21 protein-coding genes are annotated in these 24,869 nt (G+C 70.0%); 10 read left to right on the top strand and 11 right to left on the bottom strand.

Annotation, left to right across the window (positions count from 1 at the left end):
* Window positions 1-50: 50 nt before the first annotated feature.
* The 3 genes from D3230_RS07125 to D3230_RS07135 all read left to right on the top strand — a co-directional run bounded on the left by D3230_RS07125 (window position 51) and on the right by D3230_RS07135 (window position 3,726).
* Complete coding sequence (locus D3230_RS07125) at window positions 51-1,523, top strand: SpaH/EbpB family LPXTG-anchored major pilin (RefSeq protein WP_202344338.1); 1,473 nt, start codon at window positions 51-53, stop codon at window positions 1,521-1,523.
* 102 nt (window positions 1,524-1,625) lie between these two features.
* Window positions 1,626-2,561: a class C sortase gene (locus D3230_RS07130; RefSeq protein WP_337249126.1), complete on the top strand. Its 936-nt coding sequence runs from the start codon at window positions 1,626-1,628 to the stop codon at window positions 2,559-2,561.
* 64 nt (window positions 2,562-2,625) lie between these two features.
* Window positions 2,626-3,726, top strand: coding sequence for a CPBP family intramembrane glutamic endopeptidase (locus D3230_RS07135; protein ID WP_202344339.1), 1,101 nt, complete (start codon window positions 2,626-2,628; stop codon window positions 3,724-3,726).
* On the opposite strand, the gene D3230_RS07140 is transcribed toward D3230_RS07135, so the two are convergent.
* On the bottom strand, window positions 3,701-4,750 hold the full coding sequence (locus tag D3230_RS07140; protein WP_202344340.1) for a BMP family ABC transporter substrate-binding protein: 1,050 nt from the start codon (window positions 4,748-4,750) through the stop codon (window positions 3,701-3,703). The genes D3230_RS07135 and D3230_RS07140 overlap by 26 nt on opposite strands.
* Window positions 4,751-5,045: 295 nt before the next feature.
* Between D3230_RS07140 and D3230_RS07145 the strand changes: the two genes are divergently transcribed.
* On the top strand, window positions 5,046-6,407 hold the full coding sequence (locus D3230_RS07145) for a PhoH family protein (protein ID WP_202344498.1): 1,362 nt from the start codon (window positions 5,046-5,048) through the stop codon (window positions 6,405-6,407).
* Here the strand turns inward: D3230_RS07145 and D3230_RS07150 are convergent.
* Window positions 6,385-7,086: a FadR/GntR family transcriptional regulator gene (locus D3230_RS07150; RefSeq protein ID WP_202344341.1), complete on the bottom strand. Its 702-nt coding sequence runs from the start codon at window positions 7,084-7,086 to the stop codon at window positions 6,385-6,387. The two genes, D3230_RS07145 and D3230_RS07150, sit on opposite strands and share 23 nt — an antisense overlap.
* A gap of 56 nt (window positions 7,087-7,142) precedes the next feature.
* On the opposite strand from D3230_RS07150, the gene D3230_RS07155 reads away from it, so the two are divergent.
* Entirely contained in the window at window positions 7,143-8,357 is a 1,215-nt protein-coding gene (locus D3230_RS07155) for an MFS transporter (protein ID WP_202344342.1), read from the top strand.
* Between the two features lie 187 nt (window positions 8,358-8,544).
* A complete protein-coding gene (locus D3230_RS07160; protein WP_202344343.1) occupies window positions 8,545-12,267 on the top strand; it encodes a phosphodiester glycosidase family protein in 3,723 nt (1,240 codons plus the stop codon).
* A gap of 80 nt (window positions 12,268-12,347) precedes the next feature.
* Here the strand turns inward: D3230_RS07160 and D3230_RS07165 are convergent, their stop codons facing one another.
* The 4 genes from D3230_RS07165 to D3230_RS07180 are packed head-to-tail and all read right to left on the bottom strand — an operon-like array spanning window position 12,348 to window position 15,460.
* The gene (locus tag D3230_RS07165; protein ID WP_202344344.1) at window positions 12,348-13,754 is read right to left on the bottom strand and encodes an aspartate ammonia-lyase; all 1,407 of its coding nucleotides are present in this window, start codon (window positions 13,752-13,754) and stop codon (window positions 12,348-12,350) included.
* Window positions 13,755-13,800: 46 nt separating this feature from the next.
* The gene (locus D3230_RS07170) at window positions 13,801-14,487 is read right to left on the bottom strand and encodes a carbonic anhydrase (protein ID WP_202344345.1); all 687 of its coding nucleotides are present in this window, start codon (window positions 14,485-14,487) and stop codon (window positions 13,801-13,803) included.
* Window positions 14,484-15,179 carry a DUF4245 family protein gene (locus D3230_RS07175; protein WP_202344346.1) on the bottom strand — a complete coding sequence of 232 codons (696 nt, stop codon included), beginning with the start codon at window positions 15,177-15,179 and terminating at the stop codon, window positions 14,484-14,486. The genes D3230_RS07170 and D3230_RS07175 overlap by 4 nt, the downstream gene beginning before the upstream one ends.
* A 2-nt stretch (window positions 15,180-15,181) precedes the next feature.
* Window positions 15,182-15,460: an exodeoxyribonuclease VII small subunit gene (locus D3230_RS07180; RefSeq protein ID WP_202344347.1), complete on the bottom strand. Its 279-nt coding sequence runs from the start codon at window positions 15,458-15,460 to the stop codon at window positions 15,182-15,184.
* 65 nt (window positions 15,461-15,525) lie between these two features.
* On the opposite strand from D3230_RS07180, the gene D3230_RS07185 reads away from it, so the two are divergent.
* The gene (locus D3230_RS07185; RefSeq protein ID WP_202344348.1) at window positions 15,526-16,728 is read left to right on the top strand and encodes a hypothetical protein; all 1,203 of its coding nucleotides are present in this window, start codon (window positions 15,526-15,528) and stop codon (window positions 16,726-16,728) included.
* Between the two features lie 30 nt (window positions 16,729-16,758).
* Here D3230_RS07185 and xseA read toward each other — a convergent pair whose 3' ends face one another.
* On the bottom strand, window positions 16,759-17,997 hold the full coding sequence (xseA, locus tag D3230_RS07190; protein ID WP_202344349.1) for an exodeoxyribonuclease VII large subunit: 1,239 nt from the start codon (window positions 17,995-17,997) through the stop codon (window positions 16,759-16,761).
* Window positions 17,998-18,114: 117 nt separating this feature from the next.
* Here xseA and D3230_RS07195 point away from each other — a divergent pair, with 117 nt between their 5' ends.
* On the top strand, window positions 18,115-19,158 hold the full coding sequence (locus D3230_RS07195) for a 4-hydroxy-3-methylbut-2-enyl diphosphate reductase (protein WP_202344499.1): 1,044 nt from the start codon (window positions 18,115-18,117) through the stop codon (window positions 19,156-19,158).
* A gap of 69 nt (window positions 19,159-19,227) precedes the next feature.
* On the opposite strand, the gene D3230_RS07200 is transcribed toward D3230_RS07195, so the two are convergent.
* Together D3230_RS07200 and D3230_RS07205 are read right to left on the bottom strand one after the other, a co-directional pair.
* Window positions 19,228-20,334, bottom strand: coding sequence for a HAMP domain-containing sensor histidine kinase (locus tag D3230_RS07200; RefSeq protein WP_202344350.1), 1,107 nt, complete (start codon window positions 20,332-20,334; stop codon window positions 19,228-19,230).
* A complete protein-coding gene (locus D3230_RS07205; RefSeq protein WP_202344351.1) occupies window positions 20,327-20,992 on the bottom strand; it encodes a response regulator transcription factor in 666 nt (221 codons plus the stop codon). Before D3230_RS07205 ends, D3230_RS07200 begins: the two co-directional genes overlap by 8 nt.
* A gap of 104 nt (window positions 20,993-21,096) precedes the next feature.
* Here D3230_RS07205 and D3230_RS07210 point away from each other — a divergent pair, with 104 nt between their 5' ends.
* On the top strand, window positions 21,097-21,762 hold the full coding sequence (locus tag D3230_RS07210) for a M15 family metallopeptidase (RefSeq protein WP_202344352.1): 666 nt from the start codon (window positions 21,097-21,099) through the stop codon (window positions 21,760-21,762).
* Between the two features lie 45 nt (window positions 21,763-21,807).
* Here D3230_RS07210 and D3230_RS07215 read toward each other — a convergent pair whose 3' ends face one another.
* Entirely contained in the window at window positions 21,808-22,653 is an 846-nt protein-coding gene (locus tag D3230_RS07215) for a DUF6264 family protein (protein ID WP_202344353.1), read from the bottom strand.
* Window positions 22,653-23,681 (bottom strand): class II fructose-bisphosphate aldolase, encoded by a 1,029-nt coding sequence (gene fbaA, locus D3230_RS07220; protein ID WP_202344354.1) that lies wholly within the window; start codon window positions 23,679-23,681, stop codon window positions 22,653-22,655. The genes D3230_RS07215 and fbaA overlap by 1 nt, the downstream gene beginning before the upstream one ends.
* 188 nt (window positions 23,682-23,869) lie before the next feature.
* Here fbaA and glpX point away from each other — a divergent pair, with 188 nt between their 5' ends.
* Window positions 23,870-24,853 carry a class II fructose-bisphosphatase gene (gene glpX / locus D3230_RS07225; protein ID WP_202344355.1) on the top strand — a complete coding sequence of 328 codons (984 nt, stop codon included), beginning with the start codon at window positions 23,870-23,872 and terminating at the stop codon, window positions 24,851-24,853.
* Window positions 24,854-24,869 lie beyond the last annotated feature (16 nt).

Consider the following 24,869-nt stretch of genomic DNA (forward strand, 5'->3'; position numbering starts at 1 on the left):
CCGTTCACGCGCTGTTGCGCGGCTCGTGAACGGCGACGAAAGGACACACCGTGAGGAATACACCCACTCGTCGACGGACGGTGACGGCGCTCGTTGGCGCCGCCGCACTTGTTCTCGGCTCCACCGCACTCCTCGCCGGGCCCGCGTTCGCGGATCCGGGCGACGGCGGCGACGGCACCCTGACCATCCACAAACTCGAGCAGCCCGAGGGCGGCAACCTCGGCCCCAACGACGGTTCTGAGATCGACGTCTCCAGTGCAACCCCGCTCGTCGCGGGCTTCACCGTCTGCACGATCGATGACATCGATCTGACGGACGCCGCGGATTGGGAGCGGCTCAAGGGCATCACCCTGACGCTCGACGGCAACGGCGATCCGGTTGCCACCGAGGGCGGCACGAGTCTGGCGCTCACCTGCGGGACTGAGCAGATGACCCAGGCATCCGATGGCACGACGGCCTTCACCCTGCCGGCCGACAAGGCCTATGTCGTGTACGAGAGCACCGTAGCCGAGAACGCTATTCCGGCGGCGGCTCCGTTCCTCGTGACCGTCCCGTACCCGGGCAACGGGGCGGCCGGACAGGACACCTGGAACTACGCCCCGCACATCTACCCGAAGAACACCCTGGCGGGTGGCGGAGCCACGAAGGACGGCGAAGTCGTCGGCGACAAGGTCACCTTCGACATTGCGGTGCCGATCCCCCCGCTCGGCGAGGGGGAGACCTACACCGAGCTGCGCGTCAACGATCAGCTCGGGTCCTTCCTGAACTACACCAGCGGCTCGGTGACGTTCGAGGACGCGAGTGGGAGTCCGGTCACGCTCGTCGCGGGGACTGACTACACCCTGACTCCCGCCGACGGCGCGGGGACGGGCGGCGACGAGGTTGTGCTGACGTTCCTCACCCCGGGCCTCGCGAAGCTCGACGCGAACACCGGTGGCACGGTCCGCCTGCAGATCACTGCGGACGCGACCGGATCCGGCAGCACCGCGAACGAGGCGCAGATCACGATCAACGGCACCACGACCGACCCGGGCACCGGGCCCTCGGTCGTCGATCCGGAGGAGTTCTTCTCCGGGGCGCACATCGTGAAGGAAGCGAAGAACAAGGGTGCGGCCGCGAATGTTCCGCTCGCCGGTGCCACGTTCGACGTGTACACCGCAGCCGAGGGGCTCACGGACTGCCCGGCAGAACCCGATCCTGCCGCGACCCAGGTCATCGATGCCGCGGAGTCCGGTGCCGACGGCAAGACGCCGAACCAGGTGCTGGGCGAGGGTAAGTACTGCGTCTATGAGGTCGGCGTTCCCGCCGGTTACAAGCCGATGAGCGGCGGGATGCTGCTTGAGGTCACGGGCGAGGACGCGTCGGTGACCGTGGTCAACACGCAGATCGGGGCTGACGAGGGAGACCTCCCGGCGCTGCCGATCACCGGCGCGATGGGCAATGTGCTCCTGGTTGCCGGCGGTGCGGCGCTCCTGCTCGTGGCTGGCGCACTGATCGCCGCGCGCCGCAAGCAGCAGCAGTAACACGCAGCGCGGCCCCGCACGTGGTGCGGGGGCGAGTGGCCGCCGGGCGAGACCCGGCGGCCACACCTGTTGTCATCACCAGGCAGGGGAGAGGGGCCACACGTGGCGATCACCGAGGAGAGCCAGACCGCGCCGGATCGCCGTGTCGTCAGGACCTGGCGTTTCGGGTGGCTGAACGTCATCATCGCGGTGCTGCTGCTCGGCGGGCTCACGCTGGTCACCTACCCGACCGCGGCGTCCTGGGTGTCGCAACGCAACCAGTCGAACGTGGTGTTCGACCAGACCCGTGCGAACTCGGAGATCGCGAGAGACAAGATCGAGCAGGTCTTCGCGAAAGCCCACGAGTACAACGACGCGCTCGTATCCGGCGCGTTTCTCGCGCCCGGCTCGAACATCGCTGAGGGGACGGGCGGTGCGCTGCCGGGGATGGTGGATCCCCATGAGTACTGGAAGCTGTTGAACGCTGATCCCACGGGCACGATGGCGCGGCTTCGGGTCCCCGCGATCGATCTCGATCTCCCCGTCTACCACGGTACGAGCGACGCGACGCTGCTGAAAGGCGTCGGACACCTGCAGGGCACCTCGCTGCCCGTGGGCGGTGAGGGCACCCGCTCGGTGCTGACCGGGCATCGCGGCCTCGCGAACGCGACAATGTTCACGAACCTCGATCGCGTGCAGGAGGGCGATACCTTCAGTGTCGAGGTGCTCGGCGAAGTGTTCACGTATCGGGTGTTCGATGTGAAGGTCGTGGCCCCCGAGGACACCGAAGAGATCCGCGCCGTGCCGGGCAAGGACCTGATGACGCTCATCACCTGCACCCCGCTCGGGGTGAATACGCACCGGATCCTCGTCACGGGCGAGCGTGTGACGCCCACGCCAGCGGCAGACATTGATGCCGTCGGAAAGCAGCCGGAGGTCCCCGGGTTCCCCTGGTGGCTCGTCGGGTACGGCGCGGGTCTCGGGGTGGTCGGGCTGTGGGTGTGGCGCTCCGGGTACGCGCCGAAGCGCGCGCGACGGCTGGGGGATACGCTGGAGTGAGACACGGAGCCGGGGGTCCGGTCCCCGCCGCACCGCGTGGTGCTCGATCTCACGGAGGAACTCGATGACGCACACAGCCGCCCCGCTCACCCGTGTCCCCTGGGGGGCGGTCGTGGCATTCACGCTGCTCGCGATGGGGCTGGCGTGGCTGATCGCGCTCCCGCTGTGGCTGGGCGATCTCTCCGAGCCCGGGACCGCGGCCCTGTTCGCTCCCCTCGTGCAGGTGATGATGTTCACGCCGGCGCTGGCCACGCTCGTGGTGGTGTTCCTCTTCCGGGTGCCGCGCGGTGGCCCCGAACACCGCGGGGCACGGCTCCGCTTCCTCGGGATGTGGCCGCTGCGCCCGGCGAAGCGCGTGGTCTGGTTTACGGTGGGGGCGATGTTCGCGCCGCTCCTGGTGATCGCGGCGAGCATCGCCATCGCCGCGGCATTCGGGTGGGTGACGCTCGATCTCGTCAACTTCTCGGGGTTCGCGGAGACGCTCGCGGCGTCAGTCCCGGAAGAGGCGGCCGCGTTGCTGCCCCCGGCGGGGACCATCGTCCTGTTGCAGCTGATTTCGCTGCCGTTCGGGGTGATCTATAACTGCATCTTCACCTTCGGAGAGGAGATCGGCTGGCGGGGCTGGCTGTTGCCCGCGCTGCGCCCGCTCGGCACCTGGCCGGCACTCGTGATCTCCGGCGCGATCTGGGGCGTGTGGCATTCCCCGGCGATCTTGCTCGGGTACAACTTTGGCCTGCTTGACTGGCGGGGCGTTGCGCTGATGACCGTGGCGTGCGTGCTCTGGGGGATCCTGCTCGGCTGGTCGCGGCTGCGCACGGGCTCCGTGTGGCCGGCGGTCGTGGGGCACGCCGCGCTCAACGCCGGGGCGGCGATGGTCGTGCTCGTCGCCGCGTCCGGGGTCGAGGTGAACCCGGTGCTCGTGCTGCCGCTGGGCGTCGCTGGGTGGATCGCGGTCGCCGTGGCGATCGTCGTGCTCGTGCTCACGGGGCAGTTTGCGCCGTCTCGGCAGCCGCCGCTCGCGGGTCCGCGACCGCCGAAGATCATGGCCCCCGGACCGGCGGTCGCACCGGCCTCGGTTCTTCCGCCGTCGGGCGTGACACAGCCGGGCGTGACGCCGTCAGGTGTGACGCCGCCGGGCGTTACGCCGCCGGGTTCGGAATCTTGAGTGTTCCCGCGACGATCTCGTCGCGGAGCTGAGCCACCTCTGCCAGCACGTCCGGGTGATCCATGATGGTGCACTCGGATTTTTCGGCGTCCGGCGTGAGGCTTACGAGGGTCATCCCGCCCTCGGCGAGTCCGAAGGACGCGGTTGCCTCGGAGGAGCTCTTGCCCGCCATGATCTGCCCGACCACGGTGGTGATCACCGTGTCGACGGACTTGACGGTCCCGTCGACGACTGAACCGGGAGCGATCGGACACTGGTTCTCGTCGACCCCGTAGGCTGCGAAGCCCTGCGCCTTCGCAGCCTCTATCACCCCCTCGTTCGAGCGCGCCGCGACCCCGAAGACCTGATCCGCGCCGTCGCGGGCGAGCCCGCTCGCGAGCTCAGCCCCGCGCTCGGGGTTCGCATAGGGGGCCTGCTCGGCGCCGATGACGGGGCTCGCGAGCACCTGGATGTCCGGGCTCACCCGCTGCGCTCCCGCCGTGAAACCCTGCGCATACTTGTGCAGCAGCGGGGTGTCTTCCGCGAGGACGGATCCGATGCGCTGGGTGGAGGTGAGCCGCGCTGCCTCGACCCCGAGGAGGTAGGCCGCCTCGTGCTCCCGGAAGGTGGCCTGGTACAGGTTCTCCGGGGCCCCCTCCACGGTGGTGTCGATGAGGAGGAAACGCTGTTGCGGATTCTGTTCGGCGACGGTGCGTGCGGGTTCGGCGAATGACGCCCCGAGCATCACAATCACCTCCGGTGCCTCCGCAACGGCCGCCTCAAGGTTCGCGCGGCGTGTTGACTCGTCCGTCGCTTCGAGCGTGCGCGGCTTGCCGTCGAAGGACCGCGCGACCGCCTCGATGCCGGCCTTGCCGGAGGTAAAGAACCCGTTTTGTCCGATCGGGTCGGCGGTGAGGTACACGAATGTGGGGCCCGACACCGCGGGTGCGGGATCGGCCGGCGTTCCCGGAGCGCAAGAGGTGAGGGCGAGGGCGGCGGCGAGACCACCCGCACCGAGCGCGGCGCGGACACGAGAAACCGGCATGGCGGGCCTTTCGGAGAGCGGCGGAGACGACACCGCGGGACGCGGGCCGTGGGCGTGGGAGCGCACCCCCTCCAGCCTATTCGTCCGCCCGTGTTTCGCGCCGGTCGCCCACTGCTCACCTGCTGTTCACGGAGGACTTGCGCGTGTCTCGGCACACAAGCGCGCGCGGAGCGCGTAGCGTGTGAGCTATCGGGCAGGGTGCCCGATCGAGGCGGCCAGCCACCTCGATGGGAGTGACGGTCGTCTCGCTGATCCGGGGCTCGGGCCCCGGGGCAGAGGAGCCATCGTGGCCAACATCAATCACCCCGCACCATCCGCCACCTCGCCTGCAGCTTCGCGTGCAGACGGGGATCCGGGCCGCACGCCAGACCAGGCGCTGCGAACCTACGTCCTGGACACCTCGGTGTTGCTCAGCGATCCCCGGGCGCTGTTCCGCTTCGCCGAGCACTCGGTGGTGCTCCCCGTCGCGGTCGTGATCGAGCTGGAACGCAAACGTGACGATCCGGATCTGGGACACTTCGCGCGGCGCGCGCTGCGCATCCTCGACGAGTTGCGTGGCGAGCACCTGCGGCTCGACTTCCCGGTGCCGGTTGGCGACGCGGGCGGCACGCTCCGGGTGGAGTTGAACCACACCGGGATGGAGTCACTGCCGTCCGGGATGCGTCTCGGCGACAACGACACGCGAATCCTCGCGGTGGCCCACAATATCGCCGCGGAGGGCTATGACGTCACGGTGATCTCGAAGGATCTGCCGCTCCGGCTCAAGGCTGCGGCGCTCGGTCTGGGGGCCGAGGAGTACCGGGCCGAGCTTGCGAGCGACGACACCTACACCGGCATCGCCGCCCTGGATCTCGACGAGGAAGAGATGCGGGTGCTCTGGGAGGATGAGCGGATCGACGGGGTGACGGCTGCGGAGGACATCCCGTTGGGGACCGGGCTTGTGCTGCACTCGCCGCGGGGTTCGGCGCTGGGTCGGATCGATGGGCCGGGCGGCGTGCATCTTGTCCGCGGTGACCGCGAGGTGTTCGGCGTGACCGGCCGGAGCGCGGAGCAGCGGCTCGCGATCGACCTGCTCCTCGACCCGAAGGTCGGCATCGTGTCGCTCGGCGGCAGCGCCGGTACGGGCAAGTCGGCGCTCGCGCTCGCCGCGGGGCTCGAAGCGGTGCTCGAACGCCAGCAGCACCGCAAGGTGATGGTGTTCCGGCCGCTGTACGCGGTCGGTGGGCAGGATCTCGGGTATCTCCCGGGCGACCACCAGGAGAAGATGAACCCCTGGGGACAGGCGGTGTTCGACACGCTGGGTTCGATCGTCTCCGAGAACGTCCTTGATGAGGTGGTGGCTCGGGATCTCGTGGAGGTGCTCCCGCTCACCCATATCCGGGGCCGGTCGCTCCACGATGCGTTTGTGATCGTGGACGAGGCGCAGTCTCTGGAGCGCGGCGTGCTCCTCACGATGCTGAGCCGGATCGGACAGAACTCGCGGGTGGTGCTGACCCACGACGTGGCGCAGCGTGACAACCTCCGCGTCGGCCGCTACGACGGGATCGCGGCGGTGATCGAGAAGCTCAAGGGGCACCCGCTCTTCGGGCACGTGACCCTGACCCGGTCCGAGCGGAGCGAAATCGCGGCACTCGTTACGGAGCTACTGGGGGAGTAGCCGGGGCGTCGCTCGACAGGTCGGAATGCCACTTCCCCGTGGCGGAAAGATTTTCGGCCGCACTCGCCGCCGCGGCCTCCGGGTCGCGGCGGCGAATGGCGTCGAGCACCTCGTCGTGGCCGCGGGGCTCGTCGCGGCAGAATCCTTCCCGCGTCTGCGCGTTGCGCATGGACTCGTGAAGCCGCGGCAGGAGCGCGGTGTAGACCTCGAACAGGATGGGGTTGCCGGCGGCCCACGCGATGGCCTCGTGCACCGCGACATCGGCGGCGACCCAGTCGTCGTCCGAGGCGCGGGCGCGCGCCGCCAAGGCCTCGGCGATGCGCACGATGTCGGCGTCCTGCGCTCGTTCCGCGGCGAGGCGGGCGAGCTGCGGTTCGAGCGCCGTGCGCGCCTCGAGAACGTCGCTGAGGGTGCCGCCGGAGCGGGCGAGGGCACCGGGCACTTCGCTGCGCGCGCGCACGAAGGTGCCGTCGCCGCGCCGGATCTCGAGCATGCCCGTGTACTGGAGGGCGCGAAGCGCCTCCCGGAGCGTGCCGCGCGCCACGCCGAGCTGCGCCATGAGCTCGGGCTCGGATGGGATCCGTTCGCCGACCGGCCACCGGCCGTCGGTGATCTCTGCGCGGAGCCGCTCGACGACCTGATCGCTCAGTGACGCTCGGGGTACTGCGGAGAGGTTCATGTGTGCAATGATAGTGCACGTACAAAGGTTAGACGTTAGATGTTTGGAAGATTGTCATGAGCGCTCACCCGCCTCACCCCACCACCCCGCGCCGTGTCGTGCTGATGTTCGTCGCGCTTCTGCTGGTCGCGGTGAACCTCCGCCTCGCCATAACGAGCGCGAGCGCCCTCCTCACCGCGTTGACGGAGGCCGGGGCGCTCACCGCGGTCACCGTCGTGCTGATTCCTGCGATCCCCACGGCCGTGTTCGCGGTGGCGGGACTTGGGACCCCCAAGCTCGCGGCACGATACGGCGTGAACCAGATGGTGCTCGCTGGCATGGCCGCACTCGCCATCGGCCTCCTCATTCGGGCCGTGCCGCAGCCGTGGATCGTGGTCCTGGGCACGGTGATCGGGACCGGCGGCCTCGCGATGGTGAATATCCTGCTGCCCGCCGTCGTGCGGGCCTCGTTCTCGCAGCGGATCGGCCCGGTCACGACCGCCTACACCACGGTCATGTCGCTCGGGGCCGCGCTGGCCGCCGCGCTCGCGGTTCCCGTCGCCGCCGGACTCGGCTCGCCCTCGCTCGGTCTCGGGGCATGGGCGATCCCCGCGCTGCTCGCGCTCGGCATCTGGGCGCTCGCGATCCGTGGGGACCGCGCCGTCGCCGTCGCGCCCGCGAGCGCCGCCGCCCCTGCAGCTCGGGGCCCGCTGCCGCGCGGGACCTGGCTGCTCGCGGGCTACTTCGCCCTGCAGGCCCTGCTCAGCTACGTGGTGATGGGCTGGCTACCGACGATCGCCACCGATGCGGGGCTCGCCGCGTCGCGGGCGGGCATGCTGCTCGGCATCGCGATGGCGGTCGGCGTGGTCGGCACCGTGCTCGTGATGGCGCTGGGCCGGACCCCGGGCGGCATGCGACTCGGCTTCGGCCTCGTGGCTGCGGCGAACACCGTGGCCCTGATCGGGCTGCTGACCGCGCCCGCGGCACTTCCCGAGCTCTGGGCGGCGCTGCTGGGCCTCGGGATGTGCGCATTCCCGCTCGTGCTCGCCCTGATCGCCGGCTTCGGCCGCGACGCCCAGGAGTCGGCACGAGTGTCGGGCGTCGTGCAGTCGGTGGGGTACTCGGTCGCCACGATCGGCCCGCTCGGGGCGGGTGCCGCCCGTCAAGTACTCGGGTCTTGGGATGCCGTGCTGATCGCGCTCGTCGTGGGAACGCTCGCGCAGTTCGCGATCGGCGTGCTCGTGTCCCGGGTCGTGCGCGACCGCCGCGCGGCGGAGGGCCCCGCCTCTTAGCGGCCCCGTGACGGCCTCGGGGAGGGGGCACGACCTGGTCACGTCACGGACACCCAGGGTTTCCGCCGCCGTTACGCGGTGTCCCTAGCCTGATCGGAGCGCCCCGACGACGCACGGACGCGATTCCCGTGCGTCGTCGGTTCGGTTGTGGCGCTGGCTTCTCCGATCCGAAAGGCTGTTGTTCTTCGTGACTGTGTCTCCTCGTCGTGCCGTCCGCACGTCCCTCGCCATCGGGCTCTGTCTCGGCCTGGGCGTGAGCGGCGTCTCGCTCGCCCACCCCTCCCTTGCGGAACCCGCGGCCGCCGCCCCGAACACGGGTGGCCTCGATCTCGGAGGGCGCGACTCGAGCCTGTTGCGCGCCGAGAGCCGCCAGCTCGCTCCCGGCCTCGAAGCCACGAGCTTCGACCGGCTCCAGCCCGAGGGATGGGTGACGGGCGATGTGCTCGTCGCCGACCTGGGAACGCCGACGCTCAGTATGGACGTGCGGGACTCGGGCTCGCTCACCCGCCCCGCCCCGGTCACCGAGCACACGCTCGGTGAGCAGGCCGTCGCCGCGGTCAACGGGTCGTTCTTCGACATCAACAATTCCGGCGTCGCCTTCGGTACGAACGTCTCATCCTCCGAAGGCGTGAAGACCGCGAGCAGCACGCCGACCGAGAGCCTCACGGTCGCGGACGGCATCGCGGCCGTGCAAGCGCTCAGCTCGGCGGCAACGGTGGAGCTCGCGGGCGTGACGCAGCCGGTCGCGGCGGTCAACAGTCACGCGATCCCCGCGGACGGGATCGGGTACTTCACGAGCGTGTGGGGCGAGTACCCGATCTCGCGTGCGATCGGCGGGCCCGGCAACATCGATCCGAACTTCATCCGGGTCGAGATCGCGGACGGCGTCGTGGTGCGCAGCAGCACCGATCTCGCCGAGATCACGGGACCCACGACAATCGCCCCCGGGAACGGGGTGATCCTGGCCCGCGGTGGTGCCGTCGCGCAGTTTGCCGCCCTCGCGCCCGGCGACGCGCTGCCGGTGACGGTCGCGGCGAGTTCCGACGTGGATCTCTCGATCGCAGGTATGCAGCGCCTCGTGACGGACGGTGAGGTGAGCACACCCACCACGGCCGGCGAGCCGCGGACCGCGGCCGGGGTGAGCGCTGACGGCAGCACGGTCTACATCGTCTCGATCGACGGGCGGCAGAGCCACTCGCGCGGCATGATGCTCGACGAGCTCGCCGAGTTCATGATCGAGCTCGGGGCCCACAACGCGGTCAACCTCGACGGCGGCGGTTCAAGCTCTCTGCTCGTGCGCGAGCCCGGGACCACGGAGCTGCGCGTTGCGAACGCGCCTTCGGACGGGCAGCTCCGGAACGTCCCGAACAGTCTCGTGTTCTCCTCGACCGCGCCGAGCGCCGGCGTGACCGATGTGATGGTGGGTCCTGGGCTCGACGCAGCGGACGCGGACGCCGTGTTCCCCGGACTCCAGCGCACCGTCGCCGGCACGGGGCTCGACGCGAATCGCGCCGCCACCCCGGCCGCGGGTACCTTCGCGGTGAGCGGGGACCGCGCAACCCTGGCGCAGACGAACGGCACCACCGCCGTCGTGACGGGCGCCTCTTCCGGCACCGCCACCGTGAACTACGCGGCCGAGGGCAAGACCGCCTCGACCGAGCTGCGGGTGCTCGGCGAGCTCGAACAGCTGCGCGCAAGTTCGAGCGTGATCGCGCTGCCGGATGGTGCCGCGACCGCGACCGTGCAGATCACCGGACGGGACCGGGACGGCTTCAGCGCCCCGATCGAGGCGGCCGATCTGACGGTGAGCGCGGGCGACGATGTGTCGGTGACGGTCACGGGCACCGACACCTTCACGATCACCCCGCAGACGGCGTCCGGTGCGGCGACCGTGAGCTTCAGCGCGGGGGAGCGGCGCGTCGACGTTGCCGTGACCGTGGGCCTCGACGAGCGGAGTGTGACGGATCTGAGCGACGCCGCGGACTGGAGCTTCAAGTCCGACCGCGCGACGGGCGAGCTGGTGCCCGGTGCGGGACCGAACGGCGAGCCCGCGCTGACACTGAACTACGACTTTGCGAGCTCGACGGGGACGCGCGGGGCCTACGCCGTCGCGCCGGCGCCGATCGCGATCCCCGGCCAGCCGCAGGCGATCACGATGTGGGTGCACGGCGACGGGAACGGGACCTGGCCCCGCCTGCAGATGAAGACGGGCAACGGCACGACGATCAATCTGGACGCCCCCTTCACGACGTGGACCGGCTGGCAGCAGGTGAGATTCCCGGTGCCCACGGGCACGGCATTCCCCCTCACGCTGGAGCGGTTCCGCATGATGGAGACCGCGGCCGCGAAGCAGTATCAGGGCACCACCTCCTTCGCCGGTCTCACCGCCGTGGTCGCGCCCGACGTGGCGCAGCCGGTCGCGCCCGTGGTGCACGACCCCCTGATCGTCACGAACGGTACCGTCGACGGTCGCGCGCAGCGCATCGCGGTGATGAGCGATGCGCAGTTCGTGGCGCGAAACCCCGAGGGGCCGAACGTGCAGGGCGCGCGGCAGACCCTCCGCGAGATCCTTGCGGCGCAGCCTGAGATGTTTGTGATCACCGGCGACTTCGTGGACGAGGCGGCACCCGAGGACTTTGACCTCGCCCGTCGGATCCTCGACGAGGAGATCGGGGACAAACTCCCCTGGATCTACGTGCCCGGGAACCACGAGGTCATGGGCGGTCCGATCTCCAACTTTATCGACGAGTTCGGTGCGACGAAACGGAAAGAACGCGTCGGCAACACGATGATGGTGACCCTGAACACCGCGGAGGGCTCGCTGAATCGCTCGGACAAGGCCCAGATGAGGTTCTTCGAGGATGCCCTTGCGGAAGCGGAATCCGATTCCCGGATCACGGGCGTGCTCGTATTCGCGCACCACCCCGCCGACGATCCGAAGCCGAGCAAGGACAGCCAGATCTCTGATCGCCTTGAGGCGCGGAAGTTCCAGGAACGACTGGCGGAGTTCCGCGCCGATAGCGGGAAGTCCATTGCGCTGATGAACGCCCACGCCGGGGTATTCCATGCGACGAGCACCGAGGGTGTGTCGACGCTGCTCACCGGAAACAGTGGTAAGTCGCCCTCGGGCGCACCGAATCAGGGCGGCTTCACCGGCTGGGCCATGCTCGGGATCAACCCGGGTGCGGGCGTCGTGGGGAGCGACCCGGCCCCCGTGACGAGCCGCACGAACTGGCTCCAGGCAGAGGTCAAGCCGCGGGTGGACGACGTGGTGCTCGGTGCGACGGCGGCGGTTCCCGCCGGGATGACGGTCGGGGACACGATCACGGTGGACGCGACGATCACGCAGGACGGGGGACGGGTCGTGCCGGTGCACTGGCCCATGAGCGCCCAGTGGGGCGGTACCGGGGTGGTTGTGGACGATGGCGGGGCATCGGCGGGGGGCACGCTCGCCGCGGAAGCCACGCAGGGCGGTGTGCTCCGGTTCAACCCGAGCACGGGGCAGCTCACCGCGACGGGAGCCGGCGAGGCGACCCTGCAGTTGACCGTGAACGGCGAAACCGTGACCCACACTGTCGCGGTCGCCGAGACCACTGATCCGGGCACTGACCCGGGCACTGATCCGGGCACCGATCCGGGCACGGGAACCGATCCGGGCACGGGAACGGACCCTGGACCCACCACGGACCCAGGAACCAGCACAGATTCGGGCTCGGATACCGGCACGGGCTCCGGGACCGGCACGGACGCTGACACAGGCGTGGCCCGGGCCGCGGGCCCCGCGCTCGCCGAAACGGGAGTCGGAGCGATGCTGCCGTGGCTGGCTGGCGCGATCGGCGTCACGCTGCTCGCGGGCGGGGTCCTGCTGATGGCCCGTCGGAGACCGCACCGCGCGGGCACCGAACAGTAGCCCGGAACACGAGGCTGTACACACCACAGCGGGGGCCGGGATCGCGATGATCCCGGCCCCCGCCGTCGTGTGCGCGGAAGTTACTTCGCGACGCCCGGGTGGGTCATCGAGAGCAGATCCAGCGCCTTATCGAGGTCCGCCTCGGTGACCTCGCCACGCTCCACGTAGCCCAGGTCGACGACGGCCTCGCGCACCGTGATGCCCTTGGCCACCGAGTGCTTCGCGATCTTCGCGGCGGCTTCGTATCCGATGAGGCGGTTCAGCGGCGTGACGGTCGAGGGGCTCATGCCCGCGAGCGCAGCGGCACGATCGAGGTTTGCCTCGAGGCCCGCGACGGTCTTGTCCGCGAGCACCACGGAGGCGTTCGCGAGGAGGCGGATCGACTCGAGCAGCGCCGTGCCCATCACGGGGATCTGCACGTTGAGCTCGAACGAGCCCGAGGCGCCGGCCCACGCGATCGTCGCGTCGTTGCCGATGACCCGCGCGCAGACCATGAGCACGGCCTCGGGCACGACCGGGTTGACCTTGCCCGGCATGATCGAGGAGCCCGGCTGCAGATCGGGGATGTGGAGCTCGGCGAGGCCCGTGTTGGGGCCGGATCCCATCCAGCGGATGTCGTTGTTGATCTTCGTCAGCGACACGGCGATGGTGCGGAGCGCGCCGGATGCCTCGACGAGGCCGTCCCGGTTTGCCTGCGCCTCGAAGTGGTTGCGGGCTTCCGTGATGGGCAGGCCGCTGGACGCCGCGATCTCCGCGATAACCTTCTCCGGGAACCCGAGCGGCGTGTTGATGCCGGTGCCGACGGCGGTGCCGCCCTGCGGGACCTCCGCGACGCGGGGGAGTGCCGCGTCGATGCGCTCGATGCCGTAGCGGATCTGAGCCGCGTAGCCACCGAACTCCTGGCCCAGCGTGACCGGGGTGGCGTCCATGAGGTGCGTGCGGCCCGGCTTCACGGCGGACTTCCACAGCTCGGCCTTCGCTTCGAACGCCTCGGCGAGGTGGTTCAGGGCCGGCTTCAGCTGCTCGATGAGCGCGCCCGTGACGGCGATGTGCACCGAGGTCGGGAACACGTCGTTCGACGACTGCGATGCGTTGACGTGATCGTTCGGGTGCACCGGGGCACCGAGGTGCTTCGACGCGAGGGTGGCGAGGACCTCGTTGGTGTTCATGTTCGAGGAGGTGCCCGAACCGGTCTGGTAGGTGTCCACGGGGAACATGTCGTGGTGTGCGCCACCGATGATTTCGTCCGCAGCGGCGACGATCGCGTCAGCGATCGGGGCGTCGAGAATCCCGAGCTCCTTGTTCGCGATGGCCGCGGCACGCTTCACCCGCGAGAGGGCCACGATCTGTGCGGGCTCGAGGCCCGAGCCGGAGATGGGGAAGTTCTCGACGGCGCGCTGCGTCTGCGCGGCGTAGAGGGCGTTCTTCGGAACGCGCACTTCACCCATGGTGTCGTGCTCGATGCGGTACTCAATCTCTTCAGTCACAGCAGTCCTTTGTCTGAGGTGTTGGGTGGGTACGAGAAAAAGAAAACTAGTCCAGGGGGGCGAGCGCGAGCTCGACCGGGCCGACCACCGTGTAGGGCACGGCGCGGCCCTCGGTGAGGCGGTACTGGCAGCCGACGATGGCGAGCTTCCCGGCGTCCACCGCGTCGCTGATCGCGCGGGAGGTCCGCAGCAGCTCGTTCACGGTCGCCGCGAGGTGGATCCGGCCCACCGCGTTGGCGTCGATCTTCGCGGCGTCCGCGTACGGGGTGTCGGTGTTGTTCCGCAGCCACAGCTGCTGCACCGCGGGCTGGATCGGGGCCAGCGTGTGTCGCACGGACGCGGTGGTCTCCGAGGGGGTGCGGCTCGACTGATCGATGGCCGCGGCGACGGCCCCGCAGGAGTCGTGCGCGAGCACCACGATCAGGGAAGCCCCAAGCTCCGTGACGGCGTACTCCATGGAGGCCGTGATCGATTCCGCCACGACGTGCCCCATATTGCGGGCGATAAACAGGTCGCCGAGGCCGCAGTCGAAGATGATCTCGGCCGCGAGGCGCGAATCGGAGCAGCCGAACAGCGCGACGTCCGGGGTCTGCGAGTTGACGAGCTCGGAGCGGCGCTCCACGTTCTGGTTCGGGTGCGCCGACGCGCCGCTGACAAAGCGTTCGTTGCCGGCGGCAAAGGTGTCCCAGGCCTGCTGCGGGGTCACCCGCGGGGCGGTGTGCGGTGGGGTCATGCGGCGGCCTCCTCGGCATCGCTGGGTGTGGGTGCGGGGGGCTCGCCGAGCGATTCCGCGACCTGCGTCGCGAGCACGCGGAGCGTGGCGGGGGTGTCCGTGCCGTACACCAGGATGGTGTCGTCGCCCCAGGTGCCCTGCAGGCCAAACAGCATGTTGGTGTCTTCGGGGCTGCGATCGGGGTGCTCGTACACGATCCAGTCGATGCCGCCGAGCTGCTCGGTGCCGGTCGGGGCCTGCCGCTCCAGCTGCTGCGCGATCCACGTCTCACTGACCGGGGTGCCGTCGGCGGTGAACGCCTGGGCGACGGCCGCGTACGCGTTGTCGGGGGTCGTGTAGTTGATCTGCCAGGAGGTGATGCCCTGGGCGTTGCGCAGGTTCGCCTGCTTCGCCTTCCACGTGTCGCCCGTGTCCGGCGCCGCGAGCGTGCGGCCCGCGCTCGGGGCCGCCTCCTCTGCGAGCTGCGAGACGTTGACGGCACGATCCTCGAAGCTGCCGGTGCCGCGCGGGACGGCGAGGTAGATGACGAGCACGAGGCCGAGGGTGACGAGCAGCGAGAAGACGAGGTTGTTCACCGTCTTGCGCTGCTTATAGAGGCGGCTGTTCTCCGCCTTCCGGACGCGGGTCTCGTACGCGGTTTCGGGACGGCCGAGCTCGGCGACGACGACGGGAGCCTTCTGCTTCTTTGCCATGGCTAGGCGTCCACCCCCGGAGTGGTGCCCGCGGTGCCCGCACTGGCCGCGGTATCGCCAGGGCTCGCAGCCGCGCCCTGCCGGGCGGCTTCGAGCCGCTGCCGGGCCCCGAGCAGCCATTCTTCGCAGCGTGCCGCGAGCACTTCGCCGCGCTCCCAGAGCTGCAACGACTCCTCGAGCGTGGACCCGCCCTGTTCCAAACGTGAGACGACCTGGATGAGCTCATCCCTGGCTTCCTCATAACTGAGCGCGGCGGGATCCCTGGCCTCGGAAACAGACATGAACACCAGTCTACTCTCCGCGGGTTAACGGACGCTGCGGGACGGTCCCGAGTACACTGCAACGCGTGCTTCGCATTGCGTTCTTCCTCGGAATCGGCTGCCTGCTGGGTGGCATCGTCGCGGCGATTGTGGGACCGCCGGGTGCCGGTGGCTGGCAAATCCCGGTGGGGCTCACGCTCGCGATCGTCGCGGGAACCCTGGTGCTGATCTCCCGAGCCTTCCGCGGCGTCCCGGTGGTACCCGCCGAGGTGGTTGCGGCGGCGCGGGCGGCGAACCGGCTCGGTGTGGCCCGGGTCGATGTCCTCTCCGAGACCGGGACGCGCGTGAACGAACAACCGCTGTGCGAACTCACGTTGACCGTGCAACCGGGGCCCGACGCAGGGGCGGCGCCCTTCCGCGTACGGATCCGGCAGGTGATCCCGGTGAGCCAGATCGCCGGGTACGCACCGGGGACCCGGCATGTTGCGGCGCTGCTCAGCGCGTCGGGCCCCGAGCTGGTCCTCCTCGACGACCCGGTGGCGACGGTCGCCTGGGCGGGCGTCGACATCCCCGAGGCTGATGCGGCCGGTGCGGTGCTGACGCCCCAGGGCGGCGTGCTGCGCGCGGACGGATCCCGGCGGCGGCCCCTCATCGGGACGGGCCGTCGGGGTCGCCCGGCGCGCGTGGTCGTGTACATCCTCGCGGCGGCGGTCGCCGCGGGTGCGGTGCTCTGGCCGCTGCGCCCCGCCCTCGCCCTGTCAGCCTCGGCGCTCGCGGACGGCCGGCTGCACGCCGATCTGCGCGAGCCCGCCTACCTGCCGGAATCGATCGCGACGCTGACCGCGGCGATCGGGCACGAGAATGCCTTCGACGTCGTGGTGACCGAGGACTTCATGACCGTGCAGGCCCCCGTTGTGCCGGACTCGGGGACGGCGAGCGACGAATGGCAGCTGCGCCGCGGCGTCGTGGAGCATCGCGGTCCCGCGCTCATTCAGCCCCGCGCCGCCGCGGAACAGTTCCCCCTCGACGAGGTGAGCTGGGACGCGTTCGGCCCGGCGCTCGTCGAGGGGGCGAAGCTCGCCGAGGCCGCGGGGATCACCGGCATCACTTCTGAGGTGTTGGCTGAGGCACACTTCACGGTGCAGCGCAGCACGGACTCTGACGTGCACAGCGACAGCTTCGGGCAGAGCGTCGGGCCGGTCACGGTCAGGTTCAGCCTCCACGGCCCCTACGACGCGGCCTTCTTCGAGATGGCCCCGGATGGCTCGGGGCTCCGCATCACGCAGTAGCGCTGGGCCGCTGGTGCCACCGCGCCAGCCTCACCCCTCGGACACCGCCGTGATTCGGCCCGATGCGAGGGCCATGCGCAGCACGGTCCCGGCGGGAGCGTCCGCGGCGTCCCGGAGCACGCGGCCGTCGGGCAACTGTGCGATCCCGTAGCCGCGCTCCAGGGTCGCTTGGGGGGACAACGCCGTGAGTCGGGCTCGCAGATCTGCGAGCGCGCGGCCGCGCTCCTCGACGGCGCGGTCGGCCAGTTCGGTGCCGCGTGCGATCCAGCGCACCAGTTCCTCGGCCCGGTCATCGACGATGCGCTCCGGGGTGCTCACCACCGGGCGGCCGCGCAACTGGGCCAGCCGGTCCGTTTCGTAGCTGAGCAGGTGGCCCAGCCGGGAGGACATGCGGGCCCGCGCCTGGTCGATTCCGGCGAGTTCCTCGCCGACGTCGGGGACGACGCGTTTGGCCGCGTCGGTGGGGGTCGACGCGCGCAGGTCGGCGACCTCGTCGAGCAGCGGCCGGTCGGCTTCGTGCCCGATCGCGCTGACAATCGGCGTGGTCGCGGCCGCGGCGGCCCGGAGGACGCGCTCGTCGCTGAAGGGGAGCAGATTCTGGAAGTCGCCGCCGCCGCGCGCCACGATGATCACGTCCACTTCGGGATCCTGGTCGAGGGCTTCAATCCCGGCAGTGACCTCGGCCGCGGCGCGGTCGCCCTGCACCGCGGCATAGTGCACGCGGAACTGCACGCCCGGCCAGCGCAGGGTTGCGTTGCGCACCACGTCCTTTTCCGCGTCGGAATCGCGGCCGGTCACGAGGCCGATCCGGCCCGGGAGGAACGGGAGGGGGCGCTTGCGTGCCGGATCGAAGAGGCCTTCTCGGAGGAGCTGCTGACGCAGCCGCTCGAGCCGCTCCAGCAATTCGCCCAGCCCGACGTGGGCGAGGTCTAAGACCTGGACGGTGAGGGAGCCGCCCTTCACCCAGAAATTGGGTTTGACGAGCGCGATCACCCGGTCGCCCTGCGCGAAATCGCTGGTGAGGCGCTGCGCCACGGAGCGCCACACGGTGAAGCTGACGGTGGCGTCCTGGCCGAGGTCCTTGAGCTTGCCGTAGACGTGCCCGCCGCGGACCTGCCACTGCGTCACCTCACCCTCGATCCAGATCTGACCGAGCCGGTCGATCCAGGCCGCAATCTTCTCGCTCATGAGCGCGACGGGCCACGGTGTTTCTCGTGTGGCGGGTGCCTGTTCCGTACCGGAGGCTGCGCCGGATCCTGTGGGGGCCATGCGTTCCAGCCTAGCGAGTGGGGTGCTCAGGGAGCAGCGGGTAGAATCGACGGCATGAGTACCCCTCTTTCGCAGCCTGATCAGCGCACCATCGGTGCCCCCGTGGTGAGTCTCGCGATGCCGCGCATGCGGCGTGAATCGGGGCGGTTGAAAGACCTCCCCGTGGACGGACCGAAAAAGGTGCTGCTCGCGGCGCCGCGTGGCTACTGCGCGGGCGTCGATCGCGCGGTCGTCGCGGTGGAGAAAGCCCTGACGCGGTACGGTGCCCCGGTGTACGTGCGCAAGCAGATCGTGCACAACGTCCACGTGGTGAACACGCTCGAGAAGATGGGCGCCATCTTCGTGGAAGAGGTCGAAGAGGTACCGGAGGGCGCGAACGTGGTGTTCTCCGCGCACGGCGTTTCCCCGGCGGTGGTGCAGGCGGCCGATGACCGCGGTCTGCACGCGATCGACGCGACGTGCCCGCTCGTGACGAAGGTGCACCGCGAGGCGGTCCGGTTCGCGAAGCAGGATCTTGAGATTCTCCTCATCGGACACGACGGCCACGAAGAGGTCGAGGGAACTGCCGGCCAGGCCCCCGACCGCATCACGATCGTGAACTCACCCGAAGAGGTGGACTCGATCGAGGTAAAGAATCCCGACAAGCTGGTCTGGCTGTCGCAGACCACGCTCTCGGTCGACGAGACGATGGAGACCGTGCGCCGCCTGCGCGAGCGGTTCCCGAACCTGCAGGATCCGCCCAGCGACGACATCTGCTACGCGACGCAGAACCGCCAGGTGGCGATCAAGAAGATCGCGCCGCAAGCGGACGTGGTGATCGTGGTGGGCTCCTCGAACTCCTCGAACTCCGTGCGGTTGAAGGAGGTCGCGCTCGAGTACGGCGCGCGTGCCGCATACCGCGTGGACTTCGCGAGCGAGGTGCAGCAGTCCTGGCTCGACGGTGCACGCACGATCGGTGTCTCGAGCGGTGCCTCGGTGCCCGAGGTGCTCGTCCAGGAACTGCTCGACGATCTTGCGGACGCCGGCTACTCCGATGTCGAGGCAACCGTCACCGCGGAGGAGGATCTGGTGTTCTCGCTCCCGAAGGAGCTGCGTCAGGACGCGAACGGCAAGCGGGACACCCGCGCGCTGGGCGGTCGCGTGCGCGCCGCCGCGAAGTAGCGCGGAGCCCGGCTCCGCCCGGCCCCGTCACGGCCGCTGGGGCCCGGCACGGCCGCCCGGCCCCGGCCGTCAGTCTTCCGGCGCTGCGGGGAGCGTTACCGTGACGCTGAGCCCACCCTCTGGGGGCGAGGCGAACCGGAGCGTCCCGCCGTGGGTCTCGACGATCTGTTCGACGAGCGCGAGGCCGAGTCCCACCCCTTCGGTGGGGTGCTGCGCACGCCCGGCGCCCCGGAAGAGGGGCTCGGTGAGGCGTGCACGGGTGGCCTCGTCGATGACCGGGCCGCGGTTGGTGACGGTGAGGACGACCTCGCCCGGAGCGCCGTCGGAGCCGGGCGCGCGGTGCGCGGTGGCCACGCGGACCCCGCCCGAGCCGTGCTGGATCGCGTTGCTGACGAGGTTTTCGACGAGTTGACGCAGCAGCAGCGGGTCCGCGATGACGAGCGCGGGGTGCTCGGGCTGCTCGGGCTGGGCCGCAGGATCCGCCGCAGGATCCGCCACACCCCAGCGATCTGCGGTGTCACGCGCCAGCCGTGCCAGATCCACGACGTCGTCGGCGCTCGCGTCGCGTCCCCCGGCCGCGTGGAGGCGCAGGAGCGCCTCCATCAGCGTGATTGCCCGGGTGTTTTCCGTGGTGAGATCGTGGACGAGCCTGGCCGGGTCGGTGTCTTCGGGATGCTCCGCGGCTGACTCGAGGAGCACGGACATCGTGGAGAGCGGGGTGCGGAGCTCATGGGAGGCGTTCGCGGCGAAGCGGCGCTGGGCCGCGAGCGTGCTCTGGAGGCGTTCCACCATCGTGTCGAAGGCGCGGGCCACGTCGCCGAACTCGTCGCGCCGTTCGAGGCCGATGCGGTGATCGAGGTCGCCCGCCGTGATCCGACGCGCACCGGATTCGAGTGCGCGCAGTGGCCTCAGCACCCGGCCCGCGAGCACCCAGCCGCCCAGGAGGCCGATGAGCAGGAACCCGAGCATGATCCACAGCGAGAGCCCCACGAGGGTATCGAGGATCTGCCCGCGGCTCGTCGCGACGGGGATCCGCGAGGGATCGTCGGAGACGAGCGGGTAGCCGGGGAGGTAACGCACCACCACGTAGACCCCGGCGAGCACGGCACCGCCCGCAAGGAGGAGGAAGGCCGTGTAGCTGAGCGTCAGCGTGATGCGGGCACGTGAATTACGCATCTGCGGCCATCCGATATCCCTCGCCCACCACGGTCTCGATCGGATCCGGGGCACCGAGCGCGCGGCGCAGCGTGGACACGGTGACGCGAGGGGCGGTGGTGAACGGATCGGCGTGCTCGTCCCACACTTTTTCGAGCAGCGTCTCCGCGCTGACGAGCCCGCCGTCGGCACGCATCAGGTGCTCCAGGACGCCAAATTGCTTGCGGGTGAGGGTGACGGGTGCCCCGGCGCGCTGCACCTCTCGTTTGAACGGATCGAGCGTGATCGACCCCCAGCGCAGGGTCGTGGGGAGCGCGGTGGTCGGGCGGCGGCCCAGCGCGCGGAGACGCATCACCAGCTCGGCCAGCGCAAACGGTTTCGTGAGGTAGTCGTCGACCCCCAGCTCGAAGCCGTCGACCTTGTCCTGGAGGGTGGCCGCCGCGGTGAGCATGAGGACCCGCACCTCGGGGTGATCCTGGTGCGCGCGGCGGGCGACCTCGTCGCCGTGCACACCGGGGATGTCACGATCCAACACGAGCAGGTCCACGCCGTGCACCGCGAGCGATTCGAGTGCGGCGTCGCCGTCGGCGACGAGGTCGACTGCAAAGCCCTCCCGAGCCAGGTGGGTCCGCACGGCGGGGCCCAGGACGGGATGATCTTCTACCACGAGTACGCGCATGGTGCTCAGTGTAGGCAGGGCGATGTTGCGTCGCTGTGAGAAACTCGGGAGGTGTTTTGCTCGAGCACACACTGATGCAACACCCGGCCCGCTTCACTGGAGCTATGGTTACGAAGTTTCGTTCGCTGTCACCCGCCGTCTTCGCCGCACTTTCGGCGACGCTGCTCACCCTGGTCGTGCTCGCTCTCCTCCTCGTTCTGGGCGGGTGCGCGCCCGGGGCACGCGAGGCCGGATCGGATGCGGGATCATTCGGGGTCGTGGAAGCGCCGCCTGAACTGCCCGGCGGCGACGGCACGGTGTTCGCCGACACGTCGCCCGCCGCGGATCTGGGCGACGGGTCGATCCACGATCCGAACGGGATCTCCGTGCACGCAGAGCACGCGGCGATGGCGGGGCTGGAGCCCGCGCTGCACGACGCGGTGCTCGCTGCGGCCGATCGTGCCGCAGCCGAAGGCATCGAACTGCGGGTCACATCCGGGTGGCGGAGCGCCGAACTGCAGCAGCAGCTCCTCGACGACGCGGTGCTGAACTACGGGAGCGAAGCGGAAGCCCGGAAATGGGTGGATACGCCGCAGCGCTCGAGTCACGTCACCGGGCAGGCCGTGGACATCGGCGGGCTCGAAGAGTCGCTCTGGATGGGACAGTACGGTGCCGAGTTTGGGCTGTGCCAGACCTTCGACAACGAACGCTGGCACTTCGAGCTCTCGGAGATCGAGGCCGACGGCACCTGCCCTGCGCCGCCCTACATGAGTGCAGCGGAGCGGCCCTAAGGCCGCCCCGCTGCGGGGTGTGTGAGCCCGAGCCCGGGCACCGCACTACGGCGTCTGCATCTCCGTGAGCGCGTTGAGCATCTTGTCGAGCGACCCGGTGGGGTCGTTCTGCAACTGCTCCATGATCTCCGGGGCTCCCGAGAGCGCGATCATGGGGATCACGATCATGAGCACGAAGGCGATCGCCCCCGCGGCGAGCGGCACCCAGAAGGTGAGCTTGTGCCGGCGCATCCGCTGAATCGAGAAGATCAGGGTGAGCGCGAACAAGAGCAGCACGAGCAACCCGCTCACGATCCCGAGCGGGCCGACCCAGCCGGCGACCGTGGCGTCATCAAGACCGATCATCGAGGCGGTGAGGCGGATCTGGGACTCCAGGCCGAAGAACGAGGCCGCGACGTTCAGGGCCCCGAAGGCACCGAACGCGAGCAACACGATGGTCACGACGCGGTCGCCGAGGCGGGGCGTCGGGGTACCGGGCATCCGATAAGCGGGCGGCAGCTGGCCGTTCTGCTGTTGCGGTGCCTGCGGCTGCTGCGAGGCCTGCGGCTGCTGCGGTGCTGCGGCACGGTAGGGCTCGCCGGCACCCTGCTGGGTGTCCGCCGCCGGACGGGGACGCGACACCGGGGCGCCGTCGCGCGCGGGTGCCCCGAGGTTGTGCGGCACGCCTGCCGGGGCGGCGGGCACGCCGCCGCGCGATCCGGCATCGGCGGTGTCCGCCGCCGTGCCCTCGGGCTTCCACTCCCAGCCCTCGGGCGCGTACTCGCCGTACGCGGGCTGGGCGGGGCGAGCCGGTGCGGGCTGTGCGGGCTGTGCGGGTTGTGCGGGCTGCTGCGCGCTTGTCGGCTCGGTGGGGCCGGTGGCGCCAGCGGGACCGGTGGGTTCGGAAGACACTAGGCGCTCACGGACTTTCCGGCGGATCCGAGCTGCTCGGCGGCCAGCGCGATGCGCGCCGCCATGCCGCTCTCGGCAGCCTTGCCGTAGGCGCGGGGGTCGTACAGCTTCTTGTTGCCGACCTCGCCGTCGATCTTGAGGACGCCGTCGTAGTTCTTCATGATGTGATCCACCACCGGACGGGTGAATGCGTACTGCGTGTCGGTGTCAATGTTCATCTTGATGACGCCGTTGCGCACCGCCTCGGCGATCTCTTCCGCCGAGGATCCCGAGCCGCCGTGGAAGACGAGATCGAGCGGCTTTTCGCCGGTGCCGTACTTCGCCTGCAGCCCGGCCTGGATCTCGGCGAGGAGTTCGGGGCGCAGCTTCACGCCGCCCGGCTTGTAGACCCCGTGCACGTTCCCGAAGGTGAGCGCGGTGAGGTACCGGCCCTGTTCGCCCAGTCCGAGCGCCTCGACGGTCGCCACGGCGTCCTCAAGGGTCGTGTAGAGCTGGTCGTTGATCTCGTGCGTGATGCCGTCTTCTTCGCCGCCGACGACGCCGATCTCGACCTCGAGGATCATCTGTGCGGCGGCCATCCGGGGGAGGAGCTCGCGGGCGATGTCGAGGTTCTCCGCGAGGGGCACGGCCGAACCGTCCCACATGTGCGACTGGAAGTAGGGGAGCCCGCCCTGCGCGACGCGCTCCTCGCTCGCGGCGAGGAGGGGGAGCACGAAGTTGTCGAGGTGCTGCTTGGGGCAGTGATCCGTGTGCAGCGCGACCGTGACGTCGTAGGCCTTCGCGACCTCTTCCGCGTACTTGGCAAAGGCGATGGCCCCGCCCACGCGGTTCTTCACGGTGTGGCCCGCGAAGTAGTCGGCCCCGCCGAAGCTGACCTGGATGATCCCGTCGGAGCCGGCCTCGGCGAAGCCCTGCAGGGCGGCGTTCAGCGTCTGCGAGCTCGACACGTTGACGGCGGGGAATGCGAAGCTTCCCGACTTGGCAGCGTCAAGCATGGCGGCGTACTGTTCCGGGCTGGCGACGGGCATGTGTGCTCCTCGAGTGTGGGTCGCGGGGCCGCGGCGCCAGTGCGCGGCGTGCGGCCGGGTCTTGCGCCCAGTCTACGGGGTGGGCGCGGGGAATCCCCGGGGACGCGGGGTCCTTGCGCGCCCCGCGTCTCAGCAACCCACCCCGGGGCTCGGCGGAGCGCGCGGATGGAAGCGGTAGACTGCTGCTCATGACTGAACCCGTTTCGCTTGGCGACTGGCAGCCCGACCGTAACCTCGCGATGGAACTCGTCCGCGCGACCGAAGCCGCAGCAATGCGCGCAACCCCGTGGATTGGCCGCGGCGACAAGAACGCAGCCGACGGTGCCGCGGTCGACGCCATGCGCCGGTTCCTCTCGACCGTGAACATGAAGGGCACGGTCGTGATCGGTGAGGGCGAGAAGGACGACGCCCCCTGGCTGTACAACGGCGAGGTCGTCGGCAACGGCGAGGGCGCGGAGTGCGACGTCGCGGTGGATCCGATCGACGGCACCCGGCTCACCGCTGAAGGGCGCCCGGGTGCGCTCTCGGTGATCGCGGTCGCGGATCGCGGCAGCATGTACGACCCCTCGGCCGTGTTTTACATGGACAAGCTCGTCTGCGGCCCGGAGGGCGTCGGCGTGGTCGACATCAACCGCCCGATCGGCGAGAACATCCGCGCGCTGGCGCGTGCGAAGAAGGTCGACGTGTCCGACATCCGCGTCGCGGTGCTGGATCGCCCCCGTCACGAGCAGCTCATCACGGAGATCCGCGAGGCCGGCGCCGGCACCCGCCTCCTCATGGACGGCGATGTGGCGGGCGGCGTGAACGCGGCGCGCTGGGATTCCCGGATCGACATGTGTGTCGGCATCGGCGGCACCCCCGAGGGCATCATCACCGCGTGCGCCGTGAAGGCGCTCGGCGGCGTGATCCAGGGCCGCCTGTGGCCGAAGGACGCCGAGGAGCGCGAGCGCGCCCTCGCCGCGGGTCACGATCTCGATCGCGTGCTCGAGGCGAACGACCTGGTGTCGAGCGACAACTGCTACTTCGTAGCGACCGGCATCACCGACGCTGAGTTCATCGATGGCGTGGAGCGCCGCGGCCCGTTCGTGCGCGCCGAGAGCATCGTGATGCGCTCGCACTCGGGCACGATCCGCCACATCGTGAGCGACATGGATCCGAGCCGCTGGGACTAATCTCCCCGCACGCCCC

Source organism: Leucobacter chromiireducens subsp. solipictus (genome assembly GCF_016758195.1).
GTDB classification, from domain to species: domain Bacteria; phylum Actinomycetota; class Actinomycetes; order Actinomycetales; family Microbacteriaceae; genus Leucobacter; species Leucobacter solipictus.

What these genes read in the sequence shown, in the direction of transcription:
- D3230_RS07140 (WP_202344340.1), bottom strand. Translation starts at nt 4,750, where the DNA reads ATGCCGGTTTCTCGTGTCCGCGCCGCGCTCGGTGCGGGTGGTCTCGCC.
- fbaA (WP_202344354.1), bottom strand. Translation starts at nt 23,681, where the DNA reads ATGCCCGTCGCCAGCCCGGAACAGTACGCCGCCATGCTTGACGCTGCC.
- D3230_RS07180 (WP_202344347.1), bottom strand. Translation starts at nt 15,460, where the DNA reads ATGTCTGTTTCCGAGGCCAGGGATCCCGCCGCGCTCAGTTATGAGGAA.
- D3230_RS07135 (WP_202344339.1), top strand. Translation starts at nt 2,626, where the DNA reads ATGACGCACACAGCCGCCCCGCTCACCCGTGTCCCCTGGGGGGCGGTC.
- D3230_RS07155 (WP_202344342.1), top strand. Translation starts at nt 7,143, where the DNA reads ATGAGCGCTCACCCGCCTCACCCCACCACCCCGCGCCGTGTCGTGCTG.
- D3230_RS07200 (WP_202344350.1), bottom strand. Translation starts at nt 20,334, where the DNA reads ATGCGTAATTCACGTGCCCGCATCACGCTGACGCTCAGCTACACGGCC.
- xseA (WP_202344349.1), bottom strand. Translation starts at nt 17,997, where the DNA reads ATGGCCCCCACAGGATCCGGCGCAGCCTCCGGTACGGAACAGGCACCC.
- D3230_RS07205 (WP_202344351.1), bottom strand. Translation starts at nt 20,992, where the DNA reads ATGCGCGTACTCGTGGTAGAAGATCATCCCGTCCTGGGCCCCGCCGTG.
- glpX (WP_202344355.1), top strand. Translation starts at nt 23,870, where the DNA reads ATGACTGAACCCGTTTCGCTTGGCGACTGGCAGCCCGACCGTAACCTC.
- D3230_RS07175 (WP_202344346.1), bottom strand. Translation starts at nt 15,179, where the DNA reads ATGGCAAAGAAGCAGAAGGCTCCCGTCGTCGTCGCCGAGCTCGGCCGT.
- D3230_RS07170 (WP_202344345.1), bottom strand. Translation starts at nt 14,487, where the DNA reads ATGACCCCACCGCACACCGCCCCGCGGGTGACCCCGCAGCAGGCCTGG.
- D3230_RS07150 (WP_202344341.1), bottom strand. Translation starts at nt 7,086, where the DNA reads ATGAACCTCTCCGCAGTACCCCGAGCGTCACTGAGCGATCAGGTCGTC.
- D3230_RS07195 (WP_202344499.1), top strand. Translation starts at nt 18,115, where the DNA reads ATGCCGCGCATGCGGCGTGAATCGGGGCGGTTGAAAGACCTCCCCGTG.
- D3230_RS07210 (WP_202344352.1), top strand. Translation starts at nt 21,097, where the DNA reads ATGGTTACGAAGTTTCGTTCGCTGTCACCCGCCGTCTTCGCCGCACTT.